At 44.7% G+C, this 20,339-nt stretch carries 17 protein-coding genes; 8 read left to right on the forward strand and 9 right to left on the reverse strand.

The window, feature by feature from the left end:
* Positions 1-190: 190 nt before the first annotated feature.
* The 4 genes from EXU30_RS09150 to prlC form a co-directional block, all read right to left on the reverse strand.
* Positions 191-1,063 carry an alpha/beta hydrolase gene (locus tag EXU30_RS09150; protein WP_130599369.1) on the reverse strand — a complete coding sequence of 291 codons (873 nt, stop codon included), beginning with the start codon at positions 1,061-1,063 and terminating at the stop codon, positions 191-193.
* An 11-nt stretch (positions 1,064-1,074) separates the two neighbouring features.
* Complete coding sequence (locus EXU30_RS09155) at positions 1,075-1,302, reverse strand: helix-turn-helix domain-containing protein (RefSeq protein WP_130599371.1); 228 nt, start codon at positions 1,300-1,302, stop codon at positions 1,075-1,077.
* A gap of 18 nt (positions 1,303-1,320) precedes the next feature.
* Positions 1,321-1,911, reverse strand: coding sequence for a DUF2975 domain-containing protein (locus EXU30_RS09160; RefSeq protein ID WP_130599373.1), 591 nt, complete (start codon positions 1,909-1,911; stop codon positions 1,321-1,323).
* A gap of 196 nt (positions 1,912-2,107) precedes the next feature.
* Positions 2,108-4,147: an oligopeptidase A gene (gene prlC, locus EXU30_RS09165; protein ID WP_130599375.1), complete on the reverse strand. Its 2,040-nt coding sequence runs from the start codon at positions 4,145-4,147 to the stop codon at positions 2,108-2,110.
* Positions 4,148-4,508: 361 nt separating this feature from the next.
* Between prlC and EXU30_RS09170 the strand changes: the two genes are divergently transcribed.
* From EXU30_RS09170 to gorA, 3 genes are all read left to right on the forward strand, one after another.
* Complete coding sequence (locus EXU30_RS09170; protein ID WP_130599377.1) at positions 4,509-5,285, forward strand: hypothetical protein; 777 nt, start codon at positions 4,509-4,511, stop codon at positions 5,283-5,285.
* Positions 5,286-5,425: 140 nt separating this feature from the next.
* Positions 5,426-6,037: a hypothetical protein gene (locus EXU30_RS09175; RefSeq protein ID WP_130599379.1), complete on the forward strand. Its 612-nt coding sequence runs from the start codon at positions 5,426-5,428 to the stop codon at positions 6,035-6,037.
* Between the two features lie 375 nt (positions 6,038-6,412).
* On the forward strand, positions 6,413-7,768 hold the full coding sequence (gene gorA, locus EXU30_RS09180; protein ID WP_130599381.1) for a glutathione-disulfide reductase: 1,356 nt from the start codon (positions 6,413-6,415) through the stop codon (positions 7,766-7,768).
* Positions 7,769-7,915: 147 nt separating this feature from the next.
* On the opposite strand, the gene EXU30_RS09185 is transcribed toward gorA, so the two are convergent.
* Both EXU30_RS09185 and EXU30_RS09190 read right to left on the reverse strand, forming a co-directional pair.
* Complete coding sequence (locus EXU30_RS09185) at positions 7,916-9,622, reverse strand: hypothetical protein (RefSeq protein ID WP_130599383.1); 1,707 nt, start codon at positions 9,620-9,622, stop codon at positions 7,916-7,918.
* On the reverse strand, positions 9,606-11,348 hold the full coding sequence (locus EXU30_RS09190) for a hypothetical protein (protein ID WP_130599385.1): 1,743 nt from the start codon (positions 11,346-11,348) through the stop codon (positions 9,606-9,608). The genes EXU30_RS09185 and EXU30_RS09190 overlap by 17 nt, the downstream gene beginning before the upstream one ends.
* Positions 11,349-11,689: 341 nt before the next feature.
* On the opposite strand from EXU30_RS09190, the gene EXU30_RS09195 reads away from it, so the two are divergent.
* From EXU30_RS09195 to EXU30_RS20785, 3 genes are all read left to right on the forward strand, one after another.
* Complete coding sequence (locus EXU30_RS09195; protein WP_130599387.1) at positions 11,690-13,009, forward strand: serine hydrolase domain-containing protein; 1,320 nt, start codon at positions 11,690-11,692, stop codon at positions 13,007-13,009.
* Between the two features lie 343 nt (positions 13,010-13,352).
* The gene (locus EXU30_RS09200; RefSeq protein WP_130599389.1) at positions 13,353-14,273 is read left to right on the forward strand and encodes a bifunctional helix-turn-helix transcriptional regulator/GNAT family N-acetyltransferase; all 921 of its coding nucleotides are present in this window, start codon (positions 13,353-13,355) and stop codon (positions 14,271-14,273) included.
* A gap of 39 nt (positions 14,274-14,312) precedes the next feature.
* Positions 14,313-14,441 (forward strand): hypothetical protein, encoded by a 129-nt coding sequence (locus EXU30_RS20785; protein WP_278044727.1) that lies wholly within the window; start codon positions 14,313-14,315, stop codon positions 14,439-14,441.
* Between the two features lie 79 nt (positions 14,442-14,520).
* Here EXU30_RS20785 and EXU30_RS09205 read toward each other — a convergent pair whose 3' ends face one another.
* Entirely contained in the window at positions 14,521-15,588 is a 1,068-nt protein-coding gene (locus tag EXU30_RS09205; RefSeq protein WP_130599391.1) for a linear amide C-N hydrolase, read from the reverse strand.
* A 196-nt stretch (positions 15,589-15,784) separates the two neighbouring features.
* Between EXU30_RS09205 and EXU30_RS09210 the strand changes: the two genes are divergently transcribed.
* Positions 15,785-16,672, forward strand: coding sequence for a LysR family transcriptional regulator (locus tag EXU30_RS09210; RefSeq protein ID WP_130599393.1), 888 nt, complete (start codon positions 15,785-15,787; stop codon positions 16,670-16,672).
* Between the two features lie 199 nt (positions 16,673-16,871).
* Here EXU30_RS09210 and EXU30_RS09215 read toward each other — a convergent pair whose 3' ends face one another.
* Positions 16,872-18,404: an amidase gene (locus EXU30_RS09215; RefSeq protein WP_130599395.1), complete on the reverse strand. Its 1,533-nt coding sequence runs from the start codon at positions 18,402-18,404 to the stop codon at positions 16,872-16,874.
* Between EXU30_RS09215 and EXU30_RS09220 the strand changes: the two genes are divergently transcribed.
* Positions 18,388-19,428 (forward strand): LysR family transcriptional regulator, encoded by a 1,041-nt coding sequence (locus EXU30_RS09220; RefSeq protein WP_130599397.1) that lies wholly within the window; start codon positions 18,388-18,390, stop codon positions 19,426-19,428. The two genes, EXU30_RS09215 and EXU30_RS09220, sit on opposite strands and share 17 nt — an antisense overlap.
* A 30-nt stretch (positions 19,429-19,458) precedes the next feature.
* On the opposite strand, the gene EXU30_RS09225 is transcribed toward EXU30_RS09220, so the two are convergent.
* On the reverse strand, positions 19,459-20,337 hold the full coding sequence (locus tag EXU30_RS09225) for a LysR family transcriptional regulator (protein ID WP_130599399.1): 879 nt from the start codon (positions 20,335-20,337) through the stop codon (positions 19,459-19,461).
* Positions 20,338-20,339 lie beyond the last annotated feature (2 nt).

The raw sequence follows: 20,339 nt of genomic DNA on the forward strand, positions 1-20,339 counted from the left end.
GCCTCCCGGTAAATTGAGAGGCGAGTGTATAGAAACATTTTTAAAATTATCAGTCTAGTTTTTTTTATAAAAATTCCTATTAGCCTGTAAGAACTCAAGCTTAAACAACTGATATAAATAGCTTTAAGTAAAATATTAACTCATAATTTTTTTAAAATTTTTTTGTAATTTTGAGCACAAATCGATTGAGTTAAATCGTATTCAAAAACGCCTGATACTTAGCCATGGTTTGCTTATCATCTAGCATATTTGTGTGAGTCGCACCTGGCACAATAATCAGCTGTTTATTGGCTGACTGACTGGCTTGATACAACTTGTCAGAAAGCTCTGCCGGCACCATTTCATCATTCTCGCCACCAATGACCAATAACGGGCCTTTATAATACTTGGCAAGGACTTGCTGGTTATCTACTTGCCTAAAGTTGCCTACCACTTCGATATCCACAAACGGCATATACCAAGGCGTTTTCTCATCCACCCAATCATCAACATTGGTCGCTGAGCCATGCATCACCAAGGCATCAATTTGATTAGATTTAGCCAGCTGCCCTGCAATAAAACTACCCAGTGAATAACCATGTAACACCAACTGCTTTGGCTGATATGTTTGCTGCAGGTATGCAAGCTGCGCCTGTGCGTCGCTGAGTAAATTATCAATAGTAGGTGAGCCTTCACTTGCCCCTAAACCACGGCGGTCGATTACCACAATGTCGGTTTGTAACTCGGCGAGCTTACTCAGCACTGACAAACTATGAGGCTCAACCTTCATACCATTACCTTGAAAGAACACCAACATGGTTTCGCTGTTAGGGTTGTCGATGTAAAAGCCCTTTAGATTGACCTTATCTTCTGTGGTGAAGGCGATTTGGGATACCTGACTAGGCGCCATTACCTGCGTGAGTTCGCCAACAAACTCTTGGGTGTAAGCCGTGTGCCCATCACTGCGAGCAATAAATTGCTGCTCGTCGATTTTCAAGGTGCAACCTGCAAGTAAAGCCATTAAAGCGGTGCCCAACATGGCTTGAGCAATTGATTGATTCGCCTTGCGCTTCCATACGGTCATAGATAGCTCCATTAGTTATTATCTGAGATTGAGATATTAGATTGATAGCGAAGAATATCGCCTGGCTGACATTGCAGGTGCTGACAAATGGCATCCAGAGTAGAAAAGCGAATTGCTCTCGCGCGGCCACTGCGTAGCACGGATAAATTTTGCGGGGTAATTCCCACTTTTTCAGCCAGCTCAGTCGACTTCATTTTGCGTTTTGCCAGCATGACATCTAATTCTATGATGATTGCCATATTGCTCACCTTAGCCCGTTAAATCGTTAACTGAGCTTCAGCGTCTAACTCATGAGCCTGTTGCATCACATAGCCCACGCAGTAGAAAATCAGCCCAACTAAGGCGAGTTTGATTTCTTCGCTACCAATAGAAAGATAGATAGACAACGGCTCTGCACCAGCAAATAACCTGAGAAAAACCACCAGCAACAGCGGATAGAAAAGACTTAACAGCACCCAGGCGAAAAACACGTAGGCGATACGGGTAAAGCAGATAAAGTTCGCACGGCTAAACACTTCGCCCTGGCTGTATAAACTAAACAGGCGCGCGAGTAGCCCATAGATAAACAAATATGGCAGTACCTCGACCGCCCCTACAAGCAACCCTGCATGAAAGCCCTGCGCGTTAATATCTGCCACCAGCCCTTGCCAAGACGGTGAGAAATCGACACGTAGATAACTTTCAAACCATCCCCACCAGCTAAGGGTAAACTGATATTCAACGCCACCAGACTGGCCACTGACCGCCTCCCCTAGAGTCACCACCGTGATGTAGCTAGCAAGATGCAGCGTTGCCAGCAATAACAATAAAATATTTATCCAACGACTTAGGCGAGTGATCCGTTCCATGTATGCCTCTGTGAGCTTTAAAGGTTTAGCACTAGCTAATATGAATAAGCTCAAGCTAACAAGGCCACTCTTTCTCGACAACTAATTATCGTTTTTCGATAACAAAAACAAACTAAAGTTGTAGCCAACTAGTATCTATCTCCCATAAAAAAACCGACTAAAAAGCCGGTTTTTATTACGTTGTTAAAGCGTCAGACTATGCTGCTATCCCACTATGGCGAAGCAGCGCATCGATGCTTGGTTCGCGTCCCATAAAGCGCTTGAATAGTTCCATCGGCTCTTCACTTCCGCCCATTTCCAGCACGTTCTCTAGGAAGTCTTGACCCGTTTTCGCATTAAAGATGCCTTCGTCTTCAAAACGTGAGAACGCATCGGCTGACAACACTTCTGCCCACTTGTAGCTGTAGTAACCCGCAGCGTAGCCACCAGCAAAAATATGTGCAAAACCGTGTTGGAAGCGGTTAAAGCTTGGCGGTGTCATAACCGCAATTTGGCTACGTACTTCATCTAAAATGCCCTGCACGTTAGCGCCTTTGGCAGCGTCAAACTCATGGTGCATACGGAAATCAAATAGCGAGAACTCAAGCTGACGTAACATCATCATGCCCGACTGGAAGTTCTTTGCTGCCAACATCTTGTCTAACAGCTCTTTTGGCAATGGCTCACCAGTTTCATAATGACCTGAAATTTCAGCTAGCGCCTCTTCAGCCCAACACCAGTTTTCCATGAACTGACTTGGCAGCTCAACGGCATCCCAAGGCACACCGTTAATACCAGATACGCCACCGACATCAACTTTAGTAAGCATATGGTGAATACCATGGCCAAACTCATGGAATAAAGTGGTCACTTCATCGTGGGTAAATAGCGCAGGCTTATCACCAACTGGGCTATTGAAGTTACATGTCAGGTAAGCAACTGGCTTTTGCAGACCGGTTGAGGTGACGCGGCGACCACGGCAATCATCCATCCATGCACCACCACGCTTGCCAGTGCGAGCGTATAGGTCAAGGTAGAAGCTACCACGGTGTACATTTTGCGCATCAAAAATATGGAAGAAGCGCACATCATCGTGCCACTTATCGAACTCAGTTTCTTCTTTAATGTTAAGACCAAACAGGCGGTTAACCGTGTAGAACAGGCCAGATAGCACTTTATCCTCTGGGAAATAAGGGCGCAGGATTTCTTGCGACACTTGATACTTATGCTGTTGCAGTTTTTCTGCGTAGTAGCTCAAATCCCAAGAGGCTAATTCATCAACCTTGTAGTGCTCTTTAGCAAACGCTTTTAGCTCAGCAAGTTCAGCTTCACCTTGGGCTTTTGAGCGCTCACCTAACTCGTTCAAGAAGCCTAACACCTGCGCTGGCGACTCTGCCATCTTGGTCGCAAGAGACTTATCAGCATAGCTGTCAAAACCAAGCAGATTAGCTAGCTCATGACGCAGGGCGACAATTTCATCCATATTGGCTGAGTTATCAAACTCACCGGCATTTGGGCCTTGGTCCGATGCGCGAGTCACAAAGGCGCGGTAGCACTCTTCACGCAGCTCGCGCTTGTCGCTGTGAGTCATCACAGGTAGGTAAGATGGGAAGTCTAACGTAAATAACCAACCGGTCTGCTCGGTGGCTTCAGCCATGGCTTTTGCAGCAGCAATAGCTGATTCTGGTAAGCCAGCTAGGTCAGCTTCATCGGTAATAAGTTTAGTCCACGCCTGAGTGGCATCTAACAACTGGTTAGAGAAACCACTGGTTAACTCTGATAGACGCTTCACAATTTCACCGTAACGCGCTTTTTGCTCATCGGCTAAACCGATACCCGATAGCTCAAAGTCACGTAAGCTCTGCTCAATGACCATTTTTTGCGCCTGGGTTAGGCTGGCAAACTCTGCTGAGTCTTTAATTGATTTATACGCTTCATATAAACCCTGGTGCTGACCCACATAAGTACCGTAATCAGATAGCAAAGGCAGGCAAGCATCGTGGGCTTCACGCCATTCATCGTTACTAACCACTGAATTCATATGCGATACAGGCGACCAAATTTTGCTTAACTCGTCATCCACTTCTTCCAGCGGAGCAATAAGGTTGTCCCAGGTGTAGGCGGTGTTTTTGGCGAGTAGGTCATCAATGGCTTGACGACAGTTGGCAATCGCTTGCTCAACAGCAACTTGAATATGCTCAGGTTTGATTTTTGAAAACTGCGGTAACTCGCTGCCGCTTAGCAGTGGATTGCTCATAAGATTCCCTTGATGAATATGTAAAAGGTGCCAACTCATGTAAATGCTAGCTTAATGCTTAATACATGAGGGCTGCCAAGTGATTTTTCAACTTAATCTAATCGATTTAGCTGCCAAGAGAACTTAGTAACTAAAAAACCAGCCTGGGGATACAAAATTTAACACCTCGCTCGCAAAATGAGCAAAAAAAACGTTGATATTGACGATATTCAACTATCATTGCCGCCGAGTATTTCAAGACAGTGAATTTGGGCGAAATCGTTTATGCAGAGCCTATCTATTCACAGAAGGTCAATTCATATAAAAGCTATACCCAAAACATCTCACGTAGCAATTGGCACCAACAACCTAAGGTAAAGCGATGACCAGCAACTCATCATGGCTAACTCTCAGTTTTGCAGCGCTAACCGCAACGCTGCTACCTATTGCACACGCGCAAGCTGCTGATGCGGATGAAACTAATGCTGTTGAAGCCAATGCAGTTGAAACTAGTTCTGTAGCAGTAAGCATCGACCTAGGTTACGAGTCTAAATACATTAGCGAGGGGCGCAATAACCTTGAAGATGGTGGCATTAGCTGGGGCATGTTTTCAGCGCAAGACGGCAAGCTCACCACATATGCGCTAGTCGGCCGCGCCGCTCAACAGCACTATATTGAATGGCAACTGGGTTTTGAGTATGCCATTGAGCTAGGTGCTGATATTGAAGCCAGTGTTGGCTACCAAAGGGTCGAGGTTTATGGTGATGAGCGTGAGTCCGACAACGAGCTATTTGCCAGCGCAACCTATACTGGCAGCAAGTGGATTGAACCTAGTGTTGAATACACGTATTCAACTGAAAATGCCGGTTACTTTGTTGAAGTTAGTTTGCAGCACCATTGGCAGGCCACTGAACAACTCACCATCTCGCCTTATGCGATTCAAGGTTTTGATTTTCAATACGCGACTGAACACTACAACGGCCCTAATCATTTCCAATTTGGCGCTGAGCTAGCGTACGCCATTAGCGATAGCATAACTATTAACGGCCACATTAGTCGCACCATAGCGCAAGAAGATATTAAACGTGAATATGCTGATGACAGTGACATCAAGCTCAATGAAACCTTTGCAGGTTTTAGTATCAACATGACTTGGTAACGCTGACTGACTGTTAGCGCTCAACCTCACTGATATAAGCCACTGATAGTTATCGCCACTGCCCGCAACTGGCAAGTTAGCACAGCTGAACTACACTTAAAGCCCCCTGCAGGATGCAGCTTAACGAGCAAGGAGTGCTTATGTCAGCGACAACTGTCTATTCCACCAGTGTTAACACAACTCATGTTTCTACCGCTTGTAAATTCACCCGTATCAAGGCCAAGCTAGCAACTCGCTTGTTGGCGCTATGCTTAACATTGATGCCAGTAACGGCTATCCACGCGGATGATTTAAGTCAGCTAATTCAGGCATCGAAAGCATCAACTGATCCAAGCGCTAGCTTGGACACAAAAGCCACAAAAGAAAAGCTTGCCCTTGGCAGCGTTACCAATGCTCAAGGTGAACCAATCGCAATACCAGAACAAACCCAATCTAGCCTTGAGTTTGATGCCGACGACTATCTCACCAACCCAAGAGTACGTAATCTTAACCAGCCCCAATCTTCAGCAAGCCGCACTAAAGCTAAAGACAAAGCGAAATCCAGCACTAGCTATGTTGCCAACAATCCAAGCTGTCGCTGGTTAGCTAATCGCCTTAAGTATCTAGGCGATAAGCTTCACCGCAGAAACGATAGTCATGGCGATCATTACCGCAATGAATTTACAGTGCGCAAACAAGAGTTTAATTGCTTAAAGTGCAGCGACACTGGGCCAGAGCAAAGCGACCACGCTCGCTGTCAGTATCGCCGCTAACCAAGGTCTTAATGCATTACTAGGGGCTGCTGACCTTTGCTGATTAGAATTTGTTTGAATTTAAAGCACTTTAATCAAGGCGCGAGCTATGCCGTTTAGTCGACTAAACCAGTGGCTCGCAACGCAGAAGAAAGTGATTTAAAACGAACCTTTCAGGCAACACTTGTTGTAATGTCAACTGCATGAACGACTTAACATGTGAAGCAAGCACACATCAAAACCGCTGCCTCTTCGAAGCCTCCAACAAGTCGTTGCAAAAATAATCTTGAAAGGTCTGCAGCCCCTACATGTTAATCCCCTCTAGCGAGAATGTTAATCAGCCCTTACAATGGCGTGCATACAAACATCACTAAGTGATTAACAGCGGAGATTATCATGGCTCAACATTTTGACTATATCGCCCTAGGTGCAGGTAGTGGCGGCATTGCCTCAGCAAACCGTGCAGCCATGCGCGGAGCGAAAGTATTATTGATTGAAGCGCAGCACGTCGGCGGCACCTGTGTAAACGTAGGTTGTGTACCTAAAAAAGTCATGTGGTATGGCGCACACGTTGCCGAAGCCATGAACCTCTACGCCAAAGACTACGGCTTTGATGTCACTGTAAATAACTTCGACTGGAACAAACTTGTTGAAAGCCGCGAAGCCTATATTGGTCGCATTCACCAAGCTTATGGTCGTGGTTTTGAAAGCAACAAAGTTACCCTGCTTAACGGCTACGGCAAGTTCGTAAACAACAACACCATTGAAGTGAATGGCGAGCAATACACTGCAGACCATATTCTTATCGCCACTGGCGGCGCGCCGACCATTCCTAACATTCCAGGTGCCGAGCATGGTATCGACTCAAACGGTTTCTTTGAGCTGCGCGAGCAGCCAAAACGAGTCGCCGTTGTCGGTGCAGGCTATATTGCCGTTGAGCTTGCCGGTGTCATGCATGCCCTAGGTAGCGAAACTCACCTACTTGTGCGTAAACATGCACCGCTACGTAACTTCGACCCAATCTTAACTGATGCACTGGTCGAGGCGATGGCAACAGACGGCCCAACACTGCACACTCACAGCATTCCAAAACAAGTTGTCAAAAATGATGATGGCAGCCTGACCCTTGAGCTTGAAAACGGTGAAAGCATCACAGTTGATACCCTAGTTTGGGCAATTGGCCGCTCACCAGCAACGGGCAACATTGGTATTGAGAACACTGACGTACAGCTAGATGACAAAGGCTATGTGATTGTTGATGAACAGCAAAACACTACCGCAAAAGGCATTTACTGTGTTGGCGATATCATGAAAGGCGGTGTTGAACTCACCCCAGTTGCAGTGAAAGCTGGCCGACTGTTATCAGAGCGCTTATTTGGCGACATGCCAGATGCGAAGATGGATTACTCACTGATCCCAACTGTAGTATTTAGCCACCCTGCCATTGGCACCATGGGCTTAACTGAGCCAGAAGCGATTGAGCAATACGGCGACGACAAGGTTAAAGTATACACTTCAACCTTCACCTCAATGTACACCGCAGTGACGGCGCACCGTCAAGCATGCAAAATGAAGCTAGTGTGCGCAGGTGACGATGAAGTGGTTGTCGGTATTCACGGTATCGGTTTTGGTATGGATGAAATCCTCCAAGGCTTTGGCGTCGCAATGAAGATGGGCGCAACCAAAGCACAGTTTGATGCAGTTGTCGCAATTCACCCAACGGGTGCTGAAGAGTTTGTTACCATGCGCTAGTAGGTGCGCGTATAGAGCTGTGCGCTAAAAGCCAGACATTAGCCCATACCAATCAAATACTGAAAAGCTCGCGCATTTTGCGCGAGCTTTTTTATTGGATGGTTGCACTTTTTCTAAATTATTTCTGGATAAGGGTGAGTTATATGCTTAGCTAAACACAGATTCATTGAATAAGTCCTCAAGATAATGAAAAGGAACTGGATATCGGTAGCAGCGACAAGCTGTTAGTACCAAAGGAGCCTTGCCTTTAGTAACAGCTGACATACTCTTAAACGAGTCAGCTTTACCACACTCTTGCTTTATGTGCTCTAGCGCCTCGCTTCCATTCATTGGAAAGTTTGTTGACGCTGAACCATGCGTATCTGAGTTAGAGTACATATATTGCTCACTGTCTTGGTTTGGATACCAATACTGTAAAGTGCTGTGTGTAAGTTTATCCGTGGCAAACTTCTCCAAATTTTGGCTTACCGAATCTAGTTTGTGCATAGAACAAAAAACAGCTAATAGTGGGTATAAGACACTAGCTTTTGTAACTTTATTCTTATAGCCATCGGTCTTATCTATATTTCTATGTTCAAGCAGCTTTTCATAAGAATTATGCACAATTGGATACATTCCATCACACTCGAAAGATAAAGTGCACCTATTGACAATTTCCGATAGCCAGCTTCGTACAAACCTATCAAGCGCAGAATTATTTGAAAGCAAGGTTAAGGCTAAACCAAGGTCAATTGCCTGTGAGTCTTTGTACGGAGACAACAACATAGGATTATTAACAACCAAGAGATTAAGTGACTTTGTTATCTCTTCTAGGCGAAGACGAACTCTTTCCTGTTCTTCACTTTCTCCATCTACTGGTGGATTCTCTGCATAACTTTTTGTGAGTAAATCCAATGTCCAGTGCCCTTTGACCGCCAAGCGACCGAGTACATCAAACAGTTTAATATTTACATCAATAGAGCATGGTGATTGAACCGCATGAGAAAGGGCATATTTAAATTTAACATAGGGTATTAAACATTGGTCCACGTAACAGTCAGTTACTTGGTTATACGTATCTAAAATACTGCTGAATGATTTTGAAGGTTTATTCCTTCCTGTGTAGAAATCTTTGACTTTATCCCAAGCCAGCAGCAATGCTCGCTCCGATGAAAGATATGCAGCTTCTAGGTTTCCTCCACCCCGACACCATGAAAATAAAACCCATAAGCAAACGTTAACCCGAGTTACGGACGATGCAACTGAGTCTGCATCAATAGCATTTGACAACACTTCATCAATCAATAGTGAGAAATGTTTACTTGAACTCTCAGGTTCTTCAAGTAAAGCCAAGGATTTCCTTAATAAAGCCTGACTGGAGCTAGGCAGCAACTCTTCTTTCAGCAAGTACTGTTGAATAAGCTCTGAAAGCTTATCGCCATTCCACTCTTCAAAAGAAATATTTTCTCGCGTATTCCTATGTTCATAGCCTGAGACCTCCTGCCTAATTCCTGAGTTAACATCCCCACCAAAACATAAGCAGATGACTATTTTTTTATCTCTGTGTTCAGGTGGTAGGCGACTGGGAATAAATGAGTCTTGAATCTCATCTAATGAAGGTCGAAGCGCTTGGTCAGTACTCCCATTCCAGGTTTCACGAGTAAGGTTTCCAGACTTTACCGAAAACAAATAAACTTTTTCTTCCAGACCATTTACTTGACCTACAGCTGCGATATCAACGCCATACTCTTTAACGCCACGAGTAGGTGAGATGAACACATTCATTCCCATACAACTCAAGAGATCTGGTAATACCGCATCCAATTCCTTGCGCTCTTTGAGCGAGGCTAAGTATTGCTTAAGAATTAGCTTCATTTTTCATTCTCTCACAACGGTAAACTCGTAAAGTGTAATCTAGCGACTCTGGATCTAAGACGTTTAACCTCGGCAATTCAGTCGAATAGGAAAAAGGCTGCATTTGCACCTCTTGTCGTACTTGCTCTCCATCCCCTAGTTGCATGTAATAAAATGAGCTATTGCCATATAAGAGCGTCTGCTTCGTTGCTATCAAATCTAAAAATGATCCTTTTGATGAATCTTCATAAGCCGCCTGCATACTCTTGTTAGATTCTTTCCAATAAAGGCTTATATTTTCTCTGGGGGCCTTCAACTCTTTTAACTCAGAAACTTTTTCAATATCAGAATGATAAGCTTGGAGCTTAGCAAGCAATTGCTCACATGTATGTGCTTGAAAGCCCCTATCAATACACGATCGTAAGAATCGCTTTAGCTCCCTTGGATAACTTAAAAGCAAGGGTTCATACAAAAGCCGCTCAAGCTCTTCACGTGTAGTTTTCGAAGTTGATTCGGAAATAGATAAAATGAAACTTGCCGCCGCAATAGGTCGTGTAAACAGCCAACCGACAACCTTGTGGCTAACAAACACTTGCTTCACTTCATCATCTAGCATTGCTACGTCAGCGTTTAGCTCAATATCTTTACCCGTTACATCACGAAGTAAATCTAAGACCCCATGACAAAGTACGCGATCACCGGACAAAAACCACTTTGTCACGACGTGATTGAGTAGCTCTCGGTGCTTGCTCAGTAATTCTCTGGAAAGGTCATCCAATTGGGAGAACTTCACGCCCACAGCCAAAATCGACTCTAATAGCTCTAGCACAAGGGAAGAAGCTCCCTTTCTAGCTAGATTGACCAACAAATGATCGACATTATCTATGATGCCTTGATGCTCAGGAGAAACATTTGCGAACTGTTTTACCAGAAGCCCTAGAACCTCCTCCGGTAGATCGATTCGCTGAAAAGCAACAATATGCGATATAACATAGAGAACCTCTGGAGGAGCTCCCTCAACAAACCTAAGTAGAAAATGTTCAATCTGCGACCAGTAAGACGGGAATGCACCTCCAAAGTTAATTACTGCCCGCAGTATCGAAGAACGGCTGTCACTTTCATGCTCGCCCTCGGCGCTGCCGCTAAGTAGCTCCCAAATGAGATTAGCCTGAGTTTCATCTACATCAAGCTTTCCCAAAGTAAAATAGGCTTGGCTTCTGACCATTTCATTTCTATTAGCAATTAGGTTTTCTGTCGTTTGAATAGCATCAGTCATACGATCTGAGCCGTATGCGAGGATTGAGCTGGAGAGAAAAGGGGCATATGCACTTAGCTCACTCTGCGCAAGGATAAATCCAATACTATCTCCGGGACGATGCGCTTCCACACTACAGAAACGTTCAAATGCCTGATAAACACCACCAATAGCCAAGTCTCTACCAGCCTGATGCGTGAGATGAACCAGACAGCGCAGGACGTCTTCAACACTTGCATCTAGTGAAGGTAACGTACTTTCAAAGGCGTGCAGAATGGTGAAAAAATCGTATCTATTGGAGCTTTTATCAACTCCTCTTATTATCTCGACAAGATCAATCTCTCTTGCGTTGTGCAGCTGAAACAACGCATCTTTCAAGACCTTATCTTCAGACTGTATTTCCTCAACATACAAATCGTCAATCTGCGCAAGCAGACCTTCTGCCGTTTCACTTGCATCTAACAGCCTAGCCTTTGTTTCTTCTAATAACATTCAACGCCCCTAGCTCAACAACCAAAAAGCACTTTGCTGGATAAGGAAAATTAGATCAAATAAAAGTGTTTGAATTGAGATTTGAAGAAACTCCAAAGCGTTTTGGGGCATAAATGATCTAGGTAGCACTATCCTCCAGCCCCCTTTAATCTCAATTTTAAAGCAACTAACCTGCTCAGAAAAAGCTAAGCCCCTTATCTCCCAAACCTTAAACCCTGGGTTAAAGGTTCTTACACGCACCCATGTCGGACTTATCGTTTAATAGAGCCATAGCAAAACGATAACCCAGTGGCGAACTTGATTTAACCACTACCGAATTTAACCGACAGAAGGTACATCCCATGAAAAAGACACTACTCGCACTAGTCATCGCATCAATCACAATGAGCGCTTCTGCATTGGATCTAGAAGGTGCAGACAAATACAAATCTTACGAAGAGCTTGGCATCATGCAGCCAGTTAGTGGCATCGTTGTTCCTGACGATAAGCAAGTGACTGCTAAAAACGCCATCTTTGGTGTGCCATACAACCGTTATGCATACCAACATATGCGCGAGTTCTTCGCATCAACTGATGTTGCACCTGCTAAGCAAGCTATTGAACTTGAGCGTGCTATCGACAACTCAGTTGAAAACATCAAAGTGAACAACGCAGACGGTGAAGCACGCACCTTCGACCAGTTCATGGATGAGACCTGGGGCGATTCAATCATCGTGGTACATGGTGGCAAGGTTGTTTATGAAAACTACCGCAACGGCATGACCAAAGACCAACCACACCAAATGATGTCAGTCACTAAGTCATTCGGTGGTCTAGCGGCGATGATGGCTGTTGAAGACGGTAAGATTAACCCTAACGACAAGGTATCTAAGTACGTACCAGAATTAGCCGAAGACCGTGCTTTTGGTGGCGCAACCGTTCAACAAGTGATGGATATGACCAACTCGATGAACTACAACGAAGACTACGCCGACCCTGAAGCCGACGTTGCAAGGTATGGCGCAGTGCTTGGCTGGCTACCTAAGCAAGAAGGTAAATCATACCCAAATAACATGTATGGTTTCTTGCAAGACATTAAGCTGGAAAAAGGACTAGAACATGGTGAAATTTTCCACTACCAAACACCAAAAACTGACGCGCTAAACTGGGTAACTGGCAATGCAACTGGCGCAACCTTTGCCGACTTCGTTCAAGATGACCTATGGGCTAAGTTAGGTACAACAGGTGACACTTATGTATTAGTTGACCCAGTTGGTCTAGCGGTAGCAGGTGGCGGCTTAAATGCTAGCCCAGACAACCTAGCTAAGTTTGCCGCAATGATGCTAAACGATGGTCAATTCAATGGTGAGCAAGTGGTGCCAAAAGCGGTTATCGACCAACTAGCAGCAGGTGGTAGCACTGAAGCATTCGGCAAAGGCCCAGATGCAAGCAACAATATGCCAGCAGGTGAATGGAGCTACCGAGGTCAATGGTGGGTCAGCCATGAAGAAGGTGCAGAAGCATTCATGGCGATTGGTATTCACGGCCAATGGATTTACATCGATGTTGAGCGCGACGTAGCCATTGTTAAGCAATCTTCTCAGCCTAAATCAGTGACTCCAGCACAAGAGCGCTACGACCTAAACGGCCTACGTGCACTGGTTAACCACTTTGCAAAGTAAGTAGCAAAGGCCTTAAAAGTAAAAAGCTCGCGCATTAGCGCGAGCTTTTTTATTGGTAGAAGTATTAACAATCCAAGCATTATAAAAGCGCTTTTAATTTAACGCCTTACCAATCGACGCCCCCTCTATTCGATGACTCCAAGGGAGCATTGACAACCTAAAAGGGAGTTCAACTGCGCTGCGTATACAAAGTATCAACAGCATGCTTTGTACGTGCGGGATAAAAATAGAAGATAACCGCAAACTATGGCCCTTGACTCAATTTTAGAAAAATTAACATGTTGCTTTTGTCAACATGAGCACGTATGTTGACAAAAGCAACATACTAATGGGAGGGAAATTAATGACAAATTTAGACAAAACTGTATATGAAGTTCGAAGCTTTAATAGATTTCACACTAAGTTAGTCGGTGCATTAGATGAAGGGTTGTTAGCCTCTAACTTCCCATTAGTACAAGTCAGAATTCTTTTTGAATTGGCAAACAACGAAAATTTAGCCGCTGCGGATTTAATTGAACGACTATCTATAGATAGAGGTTATTTGAGCAGAATGATTTCGGCACTTAGCCAACAAGGTTTGATAAATAAAGCCCCAGATGCAAAAAATAAGAAACGAATAGTGTTATCTCTATCTGACTCTGGCAAGGAAATTTTTGACCAGTTAGATAGTGCATCTTCACGAGAAATAAGTGAGCTGATCTCCACTTTATCTCACCAAGAGCGATCTGAGTTGGTATCTGCCCTTAGGAAAGTTCGTCGCATGCTAGGAGAGCAACCAAGCAAACGAGAATATAGCTTGCGTGAACCCAAACCTGGAGACATGGGTTGGATAACCCACAGACAGGGATTGTTATATAACAATGAATATCAATGGGATTGGAAATTTGAAGCATTGGTTAGTCAAATTGTCGGCGACTTTGTCGTCAACTTTAATCCAGAATATGAACGCTGCTGGATAGCGGAAATGAATGGCGAAGTTGTCGGCTCAGTGTTCATTGTCCGTGAAAGTGATACGACCGCAAAACTACGACTTCTGTATGTAGAGCAAGCAGCGAGAGGGTTAGGCTTGGGCCAAAAATTGGTAGATGAGTGTATTAGCTTCTCACGCACTAAGGGCTATCAACGTATTGAACTTTGGACTAACTCTGTCTTGCACTCGGCTCGCAAAATCTACGAAGCTGCAGGCTTTAAGCTCATCAAAGAAGAGCCTCACCATAGCTTTGGTCAGGATCTCATTGGGCAAGTATGGGCACTTGATCTATAACAAGCGCACCTCACAAAAACACTTTTAAACAGAATGAAGATGTCCAACTGCAGTGCTGTGATTGGCTGGCGACGTAAACAATCTTCTCAACCTAAATCAGTGACTCCGGCACAAGAGCGTTACGATCTAAACGGCCTGCGTGCACTGGTTAACCACTTTGCAAAGTAAGCAGTAAAGGTCTTTAAAAGTAAAAAGCTCGCGCATTTGCGCGAGCTTTTTTTATTGGTAGAAGTATTAATACTCCAACTTACTTACATTCACCCCAAGAGATTTTCTCACCAGCGCGAGCTTGCTTAAACATGTCTGCGCACATTGGCTCAGTAAAGGCTTTTGTTTGAGCAAAGTTAATGTTGATTTGCGAACCATTACCTTCGTTATAGTAAGTGGTATCACCTGTTTCTAGGTTATAGATGTAGGTTTCCCAAGTTGCGTATGACTCACCGTTTGTTGGGTCAATCAAGTCTTGAGGAACCTTGTTACCAAAGTCGAAGATACCTTTCATTTTACCGCGAGTATCAACCCAGTCAGCTTTAGGGTCTAACTTAGCGTGAGTAGTTGCATGGTAGCCACGAATATAGCGAGATGGCGAGCTGATATCACTTGGTAGCTCTTCTGCTTTGTTCAAGTCGAATTTTTTCGCATGCTCTAGGATATCTTGGCGAAGCGGCATGTTAGCCATTACGCGCAGGTCGCTGTTGATGTCACCACGGTGAACCACCATTTTACCGCCTTCATTCAATTGGAATAACGCGATATCGCCAGACTTATCTTGCACAGAGAAGTGGAAGCCATGCTGGTGCCCGCCAATACCGGTTTTCCATGCTGTTTGGAACTCGCCCGCTTCAAACGCATTAACAGCTTCATCAACAGTGGCGAATTGCGTCACCAAGAAGTTAACGATTTGCGACATATGAACTGTTGGCGCACCGTTATCTGCTGCGTCTTTTACAAACTCTACAGAAGGGTTTTGATAAAGCAGTGATGCTGAAAGACCTTTATCGTTGATGGCTTCACCGGAAGTACCGTGGAAGGTTTCAACTTCAACGTAATCAACTGTGTGGTGTTTTACCGTCCAGCTTGCTGGGTTCTTGTACTCTGGTACTTTGTATGCTTCAACAGCAACACCTGCAGGGTAAGCTTTAGCGATAGATTGTAGCTCGCTGCCGCCCCAGTCAAATGAACGTGCAACCGTTACACCGTGAGTTTCACCACCGTCCATAATAAGACGTGAACATGCGTTTGCCGCAGATACTGATGCGATTGAAGCAACTGCGATAGCTGCGATTGCTAATTTGTTAAGTTTGAAGTTTTTCATAAGATTCTTCCTCTAGCCATTACATAGTCAATTTTGAAATCTGGGGATTAGCAAAACGCTTTTTATTAACTGCCTTGCCAATCGATGAGTTCATTATGTAACTTTGGAATTAGAATCTTAACAGCACCAAGAACGGCATAAACCCTCTCTTATGTTATGCTAGATTCATAGTGATTGGATTTTAAGAGCTAAAAATATGGCAATGACACTAGAACAACTCAGCGCTTTTGTTGAAACAGTCGATAAAGGCAGCTTTAAGCAAGCCAGCATTAAGTTGGGCAAGCACACCTCAACCGTCAGCGGCTTGATAGCAAACTTAGAAGCTGAGCTAGGCATGGAGCTATTCGTGCGCAAGCCTCGCTCATTGGAGATCACGCCAAAAGGGACTGAGATGTATCGTTATGCCCGGTCGGTGCTCAGAGAATGTGATTTGTTAGATGTGAAAGCCAATAGCTTGTTAGAGGGATTACCATCCACGTTTACCATTGCTGTAGATAGCGACCTGATGGGAGCGGATGTCGCCAAAACATGCGCCAAGTTGGTTAACAAGTTTCCATCAATTGAATTCAAAATCATTACGGTAGACCCAATGCAAGTGCGCAGTCATGTACTAAATGAACAGGCAGATATGGGCTTTGGCATTGCATTGTTCAGAGGGCACCACGAGTTAACAGTGGCTGACGGTTACTCATTTAATGTGGTGATGGTGGCTTCACCACAGCTAGATTGTAAAGAGAAGTTGGTCTCGCTAGAGCAAGTGAGGGGAATGCTACAGGTATCGGCATTATTCATGAAGCAGACCGCTCAAGAAGATACTCACAACCTCAGCTCACGCACTATTTACAGCAATAACCTGCGCAACTCGATTGAACTGATAAAACACACTGAGGCATGGGCGATGCTGCCAGAGTTTCTTTGCTTAAAAGAGATCGAAGCAGGTGAACTGGATAAAATGTACATTTCACCCACGGCATCAAGGCGCCCTAACCAGTGGGCGACTGAAATAAGTTGGCTAACGGCGCGGCCACGGAATGCTGTTATGGACTATATGATTGACGAACTGGCAAAGCTGCCGAATCGATAAAGAGTTTGTCGAATATAGCTGTTTCTCGTTTCAGCTAGCTTTGTTAATTGTAGACAAAACAAGAATGGACTAAATTCGGTTATCCAATGAGTCGCCCGCGAAACTACTTATCAGTGAGCAAAAATAAAAAATCCCCGCTAATTTTTTAGCGGGGATTTTTTCATACTATCAAGTGACTAGGGTAGCTGAAACAACCTTATTACTTAACGCCTTTTGGCAGCAGCTCACCTGTAAAGAACTTAGGAGCGCCTTTGCTGTATGCGCCAGCAACTTTAACTACTGTTGCAGTGTCATCCGGCTTACCAATAATTTGCATACCAAATGGAACACCGTCTGGGCTTAGGCCTGCTGGTACACTTGCCGCTGGCAACCAACCTAATAGGTTGAATGGTAGGGTGTACGTCATACCAACAGCTTTGTCGTAAGTTACGCCATTTTCAACAATTGGCTCACCAACAATAAAATCGTAATCAGCTGGAACAGTAACCGTAGGCATTGTTGGTGCAATAACTAAATCGTAGCCTTTTGCGTAGATTTCAGTTGATAACTTAGTCCACATGCGTAGTACTTCAGCTTCTGTTTTAGCTTGTGCACGACCGTCGTAATCTTCACGATGACTAACAGCTTTACCAATTAATTTGCCTGCATATGGTGACATTTGGTCAGTGTGGTCGCCGTAAGCGTCCATCATTGGCGCGCCCATCGCACCAGAGAATGCTAGGTTAGAGATACCTTCAAGCAGACCCATTTGCATTTCGAAGTCAAACTCAACAACATCAACAGTAGCACCTTGCTTACGTAAAACTTCCAGGCCGTTTTCCATACCTTTAGCAACGTAGTCAGCCATTGGGCTGGTGCCCATATCGCCGATGTAAGCGATCTTCATGCCTTTTAGAGACTCAACTTCTTTAGTTAGCTTAGGTTGCTCACCCACAGTTGGCACAGACATAGCAGCATCTTGGCCAGACATAACGTTGTACATCATTACCATGTCTTCAAAGCTACGTGCGATTGGGCCGCTACCTGAGAAGTACGAGTAAAGCATAGCGTTTGGTACAGTGAACGCTGCTGGCTTCAGGCCGTATAAACCGTTAAAAGATGATGGAATACGGATTGAGCCGCCCATATCTGAACCCGTTGCCATGGTTGCGTAACCTGCGGCAACTGCTGCGCCAGAACCGCCTGATGAACCGCCTACAGCGAAGTCAGGATTCCAAGGGTTACGGGTTGTACCCCATGCTAGCGTTGATGTTACCCAGCTGAAGTAAAACTCTGGCACAGTAGTTTGAATCACAGGGATCGCGCCAGATGCATTCATTTTAGAAACCATTGGATCCGCGTACTCCATTGGCGCGTCATCCATATGTAGCTTCGAGCCAAAGGTGACTTTCCAACCCTTGTCATGGTGCTCATCTTTCACTGCGTACGTAACACCTTCCAGCTGGCGGTAAGTACCATCTTCGTAACGTTTAGTCGCTTCTTTCGCAGCTTTCATTGCTGTTTCCCAGTGCTCAAAAGTCACTGCGTTAACAACCTTGTTGGTTGCATCGTACTGAGCTTTTTGCGCTTTAAGCACGTCAACAGGGGTAATTAAGCCACTCTTGAACAGCTCAATTTGTGTGTTAGCAGGCATGTATGCCAATTCTTCTTGAGAGAAATCTGCCGCTAATGCGCTCCCAGCTACTAGAGCCAACGCGATTGGTGCAAATTTAAAAGTGCGTGATAGTGCCATCTTGATACCTATTGGATTACTGACGGTTACTTCACCTGTTGAAGCAACGCTTTTGATGCGGACAATTATTATGCAGATTGATTTGACTCACCATGGTCTCAAGGATAGGTTTAACCTATTCATTGATGGTGACATGGGCAAGCTAATGGCAATTTCAATCGAACAATTACATGCATTTAGTGAAACTGTAGAGAAAGGTGGCTTTAAACAAGCTAGCCGAAGCATAGGAAAACATGCCGTAACCATCAGTGGGTTAGTGGCAAATTTAGAAAGTGAGGTCGGCTTTGAGTTATTTGTTCGTAAGCCTCGATCACTGGAGTTGACGGAAAAAGGTAATCAACTGTTTGAGCATGCACGTTCAGTGTTGCGAGAGCTTGAGCACTTTGATGCTAAAGCCAGCAGTTTATTGGAAGAAGAGCCCAGTCGAATCACTATTGCGATGGATACCGCCCTCAGTGGAGAAGAACTATCACAGGTTTATAAGCAGCTTTTTGTTCGATTCCCAACGCTTGAAGTGAAAATACTGACTGGAGATGCGCTGTTGGTGAGAAGCTGGGTATTAACAGGACAAGCTGATATTGGCTTTAGTGTCGGTACTTTTTCAATGCCTCATGAGCTCTCATCAGCTAGGGCCTTTAGTTTCCAAATTGCCAATGTCGCCTCACCAGACCTAGGGATCGCTGGCAAACAATTGACCAAACACCAAGTTCGCGGATTACGGCAGATATCAGTTAACTTTCTGAAAGATCTAGGCCTCAGTGAAGGCCACAATATCAGCAATAAAGTCACATATTGCAATAGCTTGCATGAAATATTGAATTTAGTGAAACATTGCTCCTGCTGGGCAATCATGCCGCTGTACTTATGCAGAGAAGCCATTGAAAACGGAGAAGTCGATAAATTTGAATTAGAAGTAGAAGACAGCGCACACTGGTATACAGACGTCATTTGGCGAACAGAAAAACCCGTCAACTCGGCAATGCGCTTAGTAATAGACGGCATATTAAAATTAGAAGACCGCTAAGTTTTATTATTTACACTGCCTTTAATTGAGCTAACGCACTGTAGGCAGTGTGTGGATCTCTTCAATAAACATCTTCATCGCGGGGTTGAGCACTTTTTGCTTTAGCCAGACGATGTTAGTGTTCCAGTCAGACACGCTTTCTTGCGTGGCTTGATACAGCTGAACCTGCTTTTCATTAAGCGCTTGCTGGCAAATAAAGCCCGGTAGAGATGCCCACCCCACACCTGCTTTTATCAAATTCAGAGTCTGCATTGCATTGTTGCAAAGCATAAATCGATGACTGGTGACATCAGCGCTGCGCATGCCTATATCCGATAAAAAAGACAGGCTAATTTGCAACTTATCATTGAGAAAGTCTGAGTCTAATTCAGCGGGTAAATCCCACGAGGCTGGCACTATGTGCTGCACACCAAAGGAGTAAGCTTTCTCGCTTTTAAGTTCATCGTGCAGGCGCAGTGTATTGAACATTAAGCCAATATCAGCAATACCCGAGAGAATCCAACTTTGAATTTGCATAGTGTCACTGGTCAGCAACTTCAATGACATGTGCGGGTAAGCCTTGGTGATACGCGCGATCATATTATCAATCTCACTTTCCATAAGGCTTGAATCGATAGCAATCGTTAGCTTGTCAGGTACGCCCTGCAATATACTGTCTACGTTAGCATCGAACAGCGCTGCTTCTTTTAGCATGGCAACCGCCGACTTATAAAGCTGTTCGCCTTGAGGGGTCACTTCCATTGAGCGTGCATGACGAATAAACAACTCCAGCCCAGTATCAATCTCTAAGTTGTTTAACTGCTCTCTCACTGTAGAGACATGCTTTCCCAGGTGCCTGGCGGCCTGAGCCATCCCTTTATTATCGACAGTGGCAACAAAAGCACGCAGTTGATCCAACGATGCTGACATCT

The organism is Shewanella maritima, from assembly GCF_004295345.1.
GTDB lineage: Bacteria > Pseudomonadota > Gammaproteobacteria > Enterobacterales > Shewanellaceae > Shewanella > Shewanella maritima.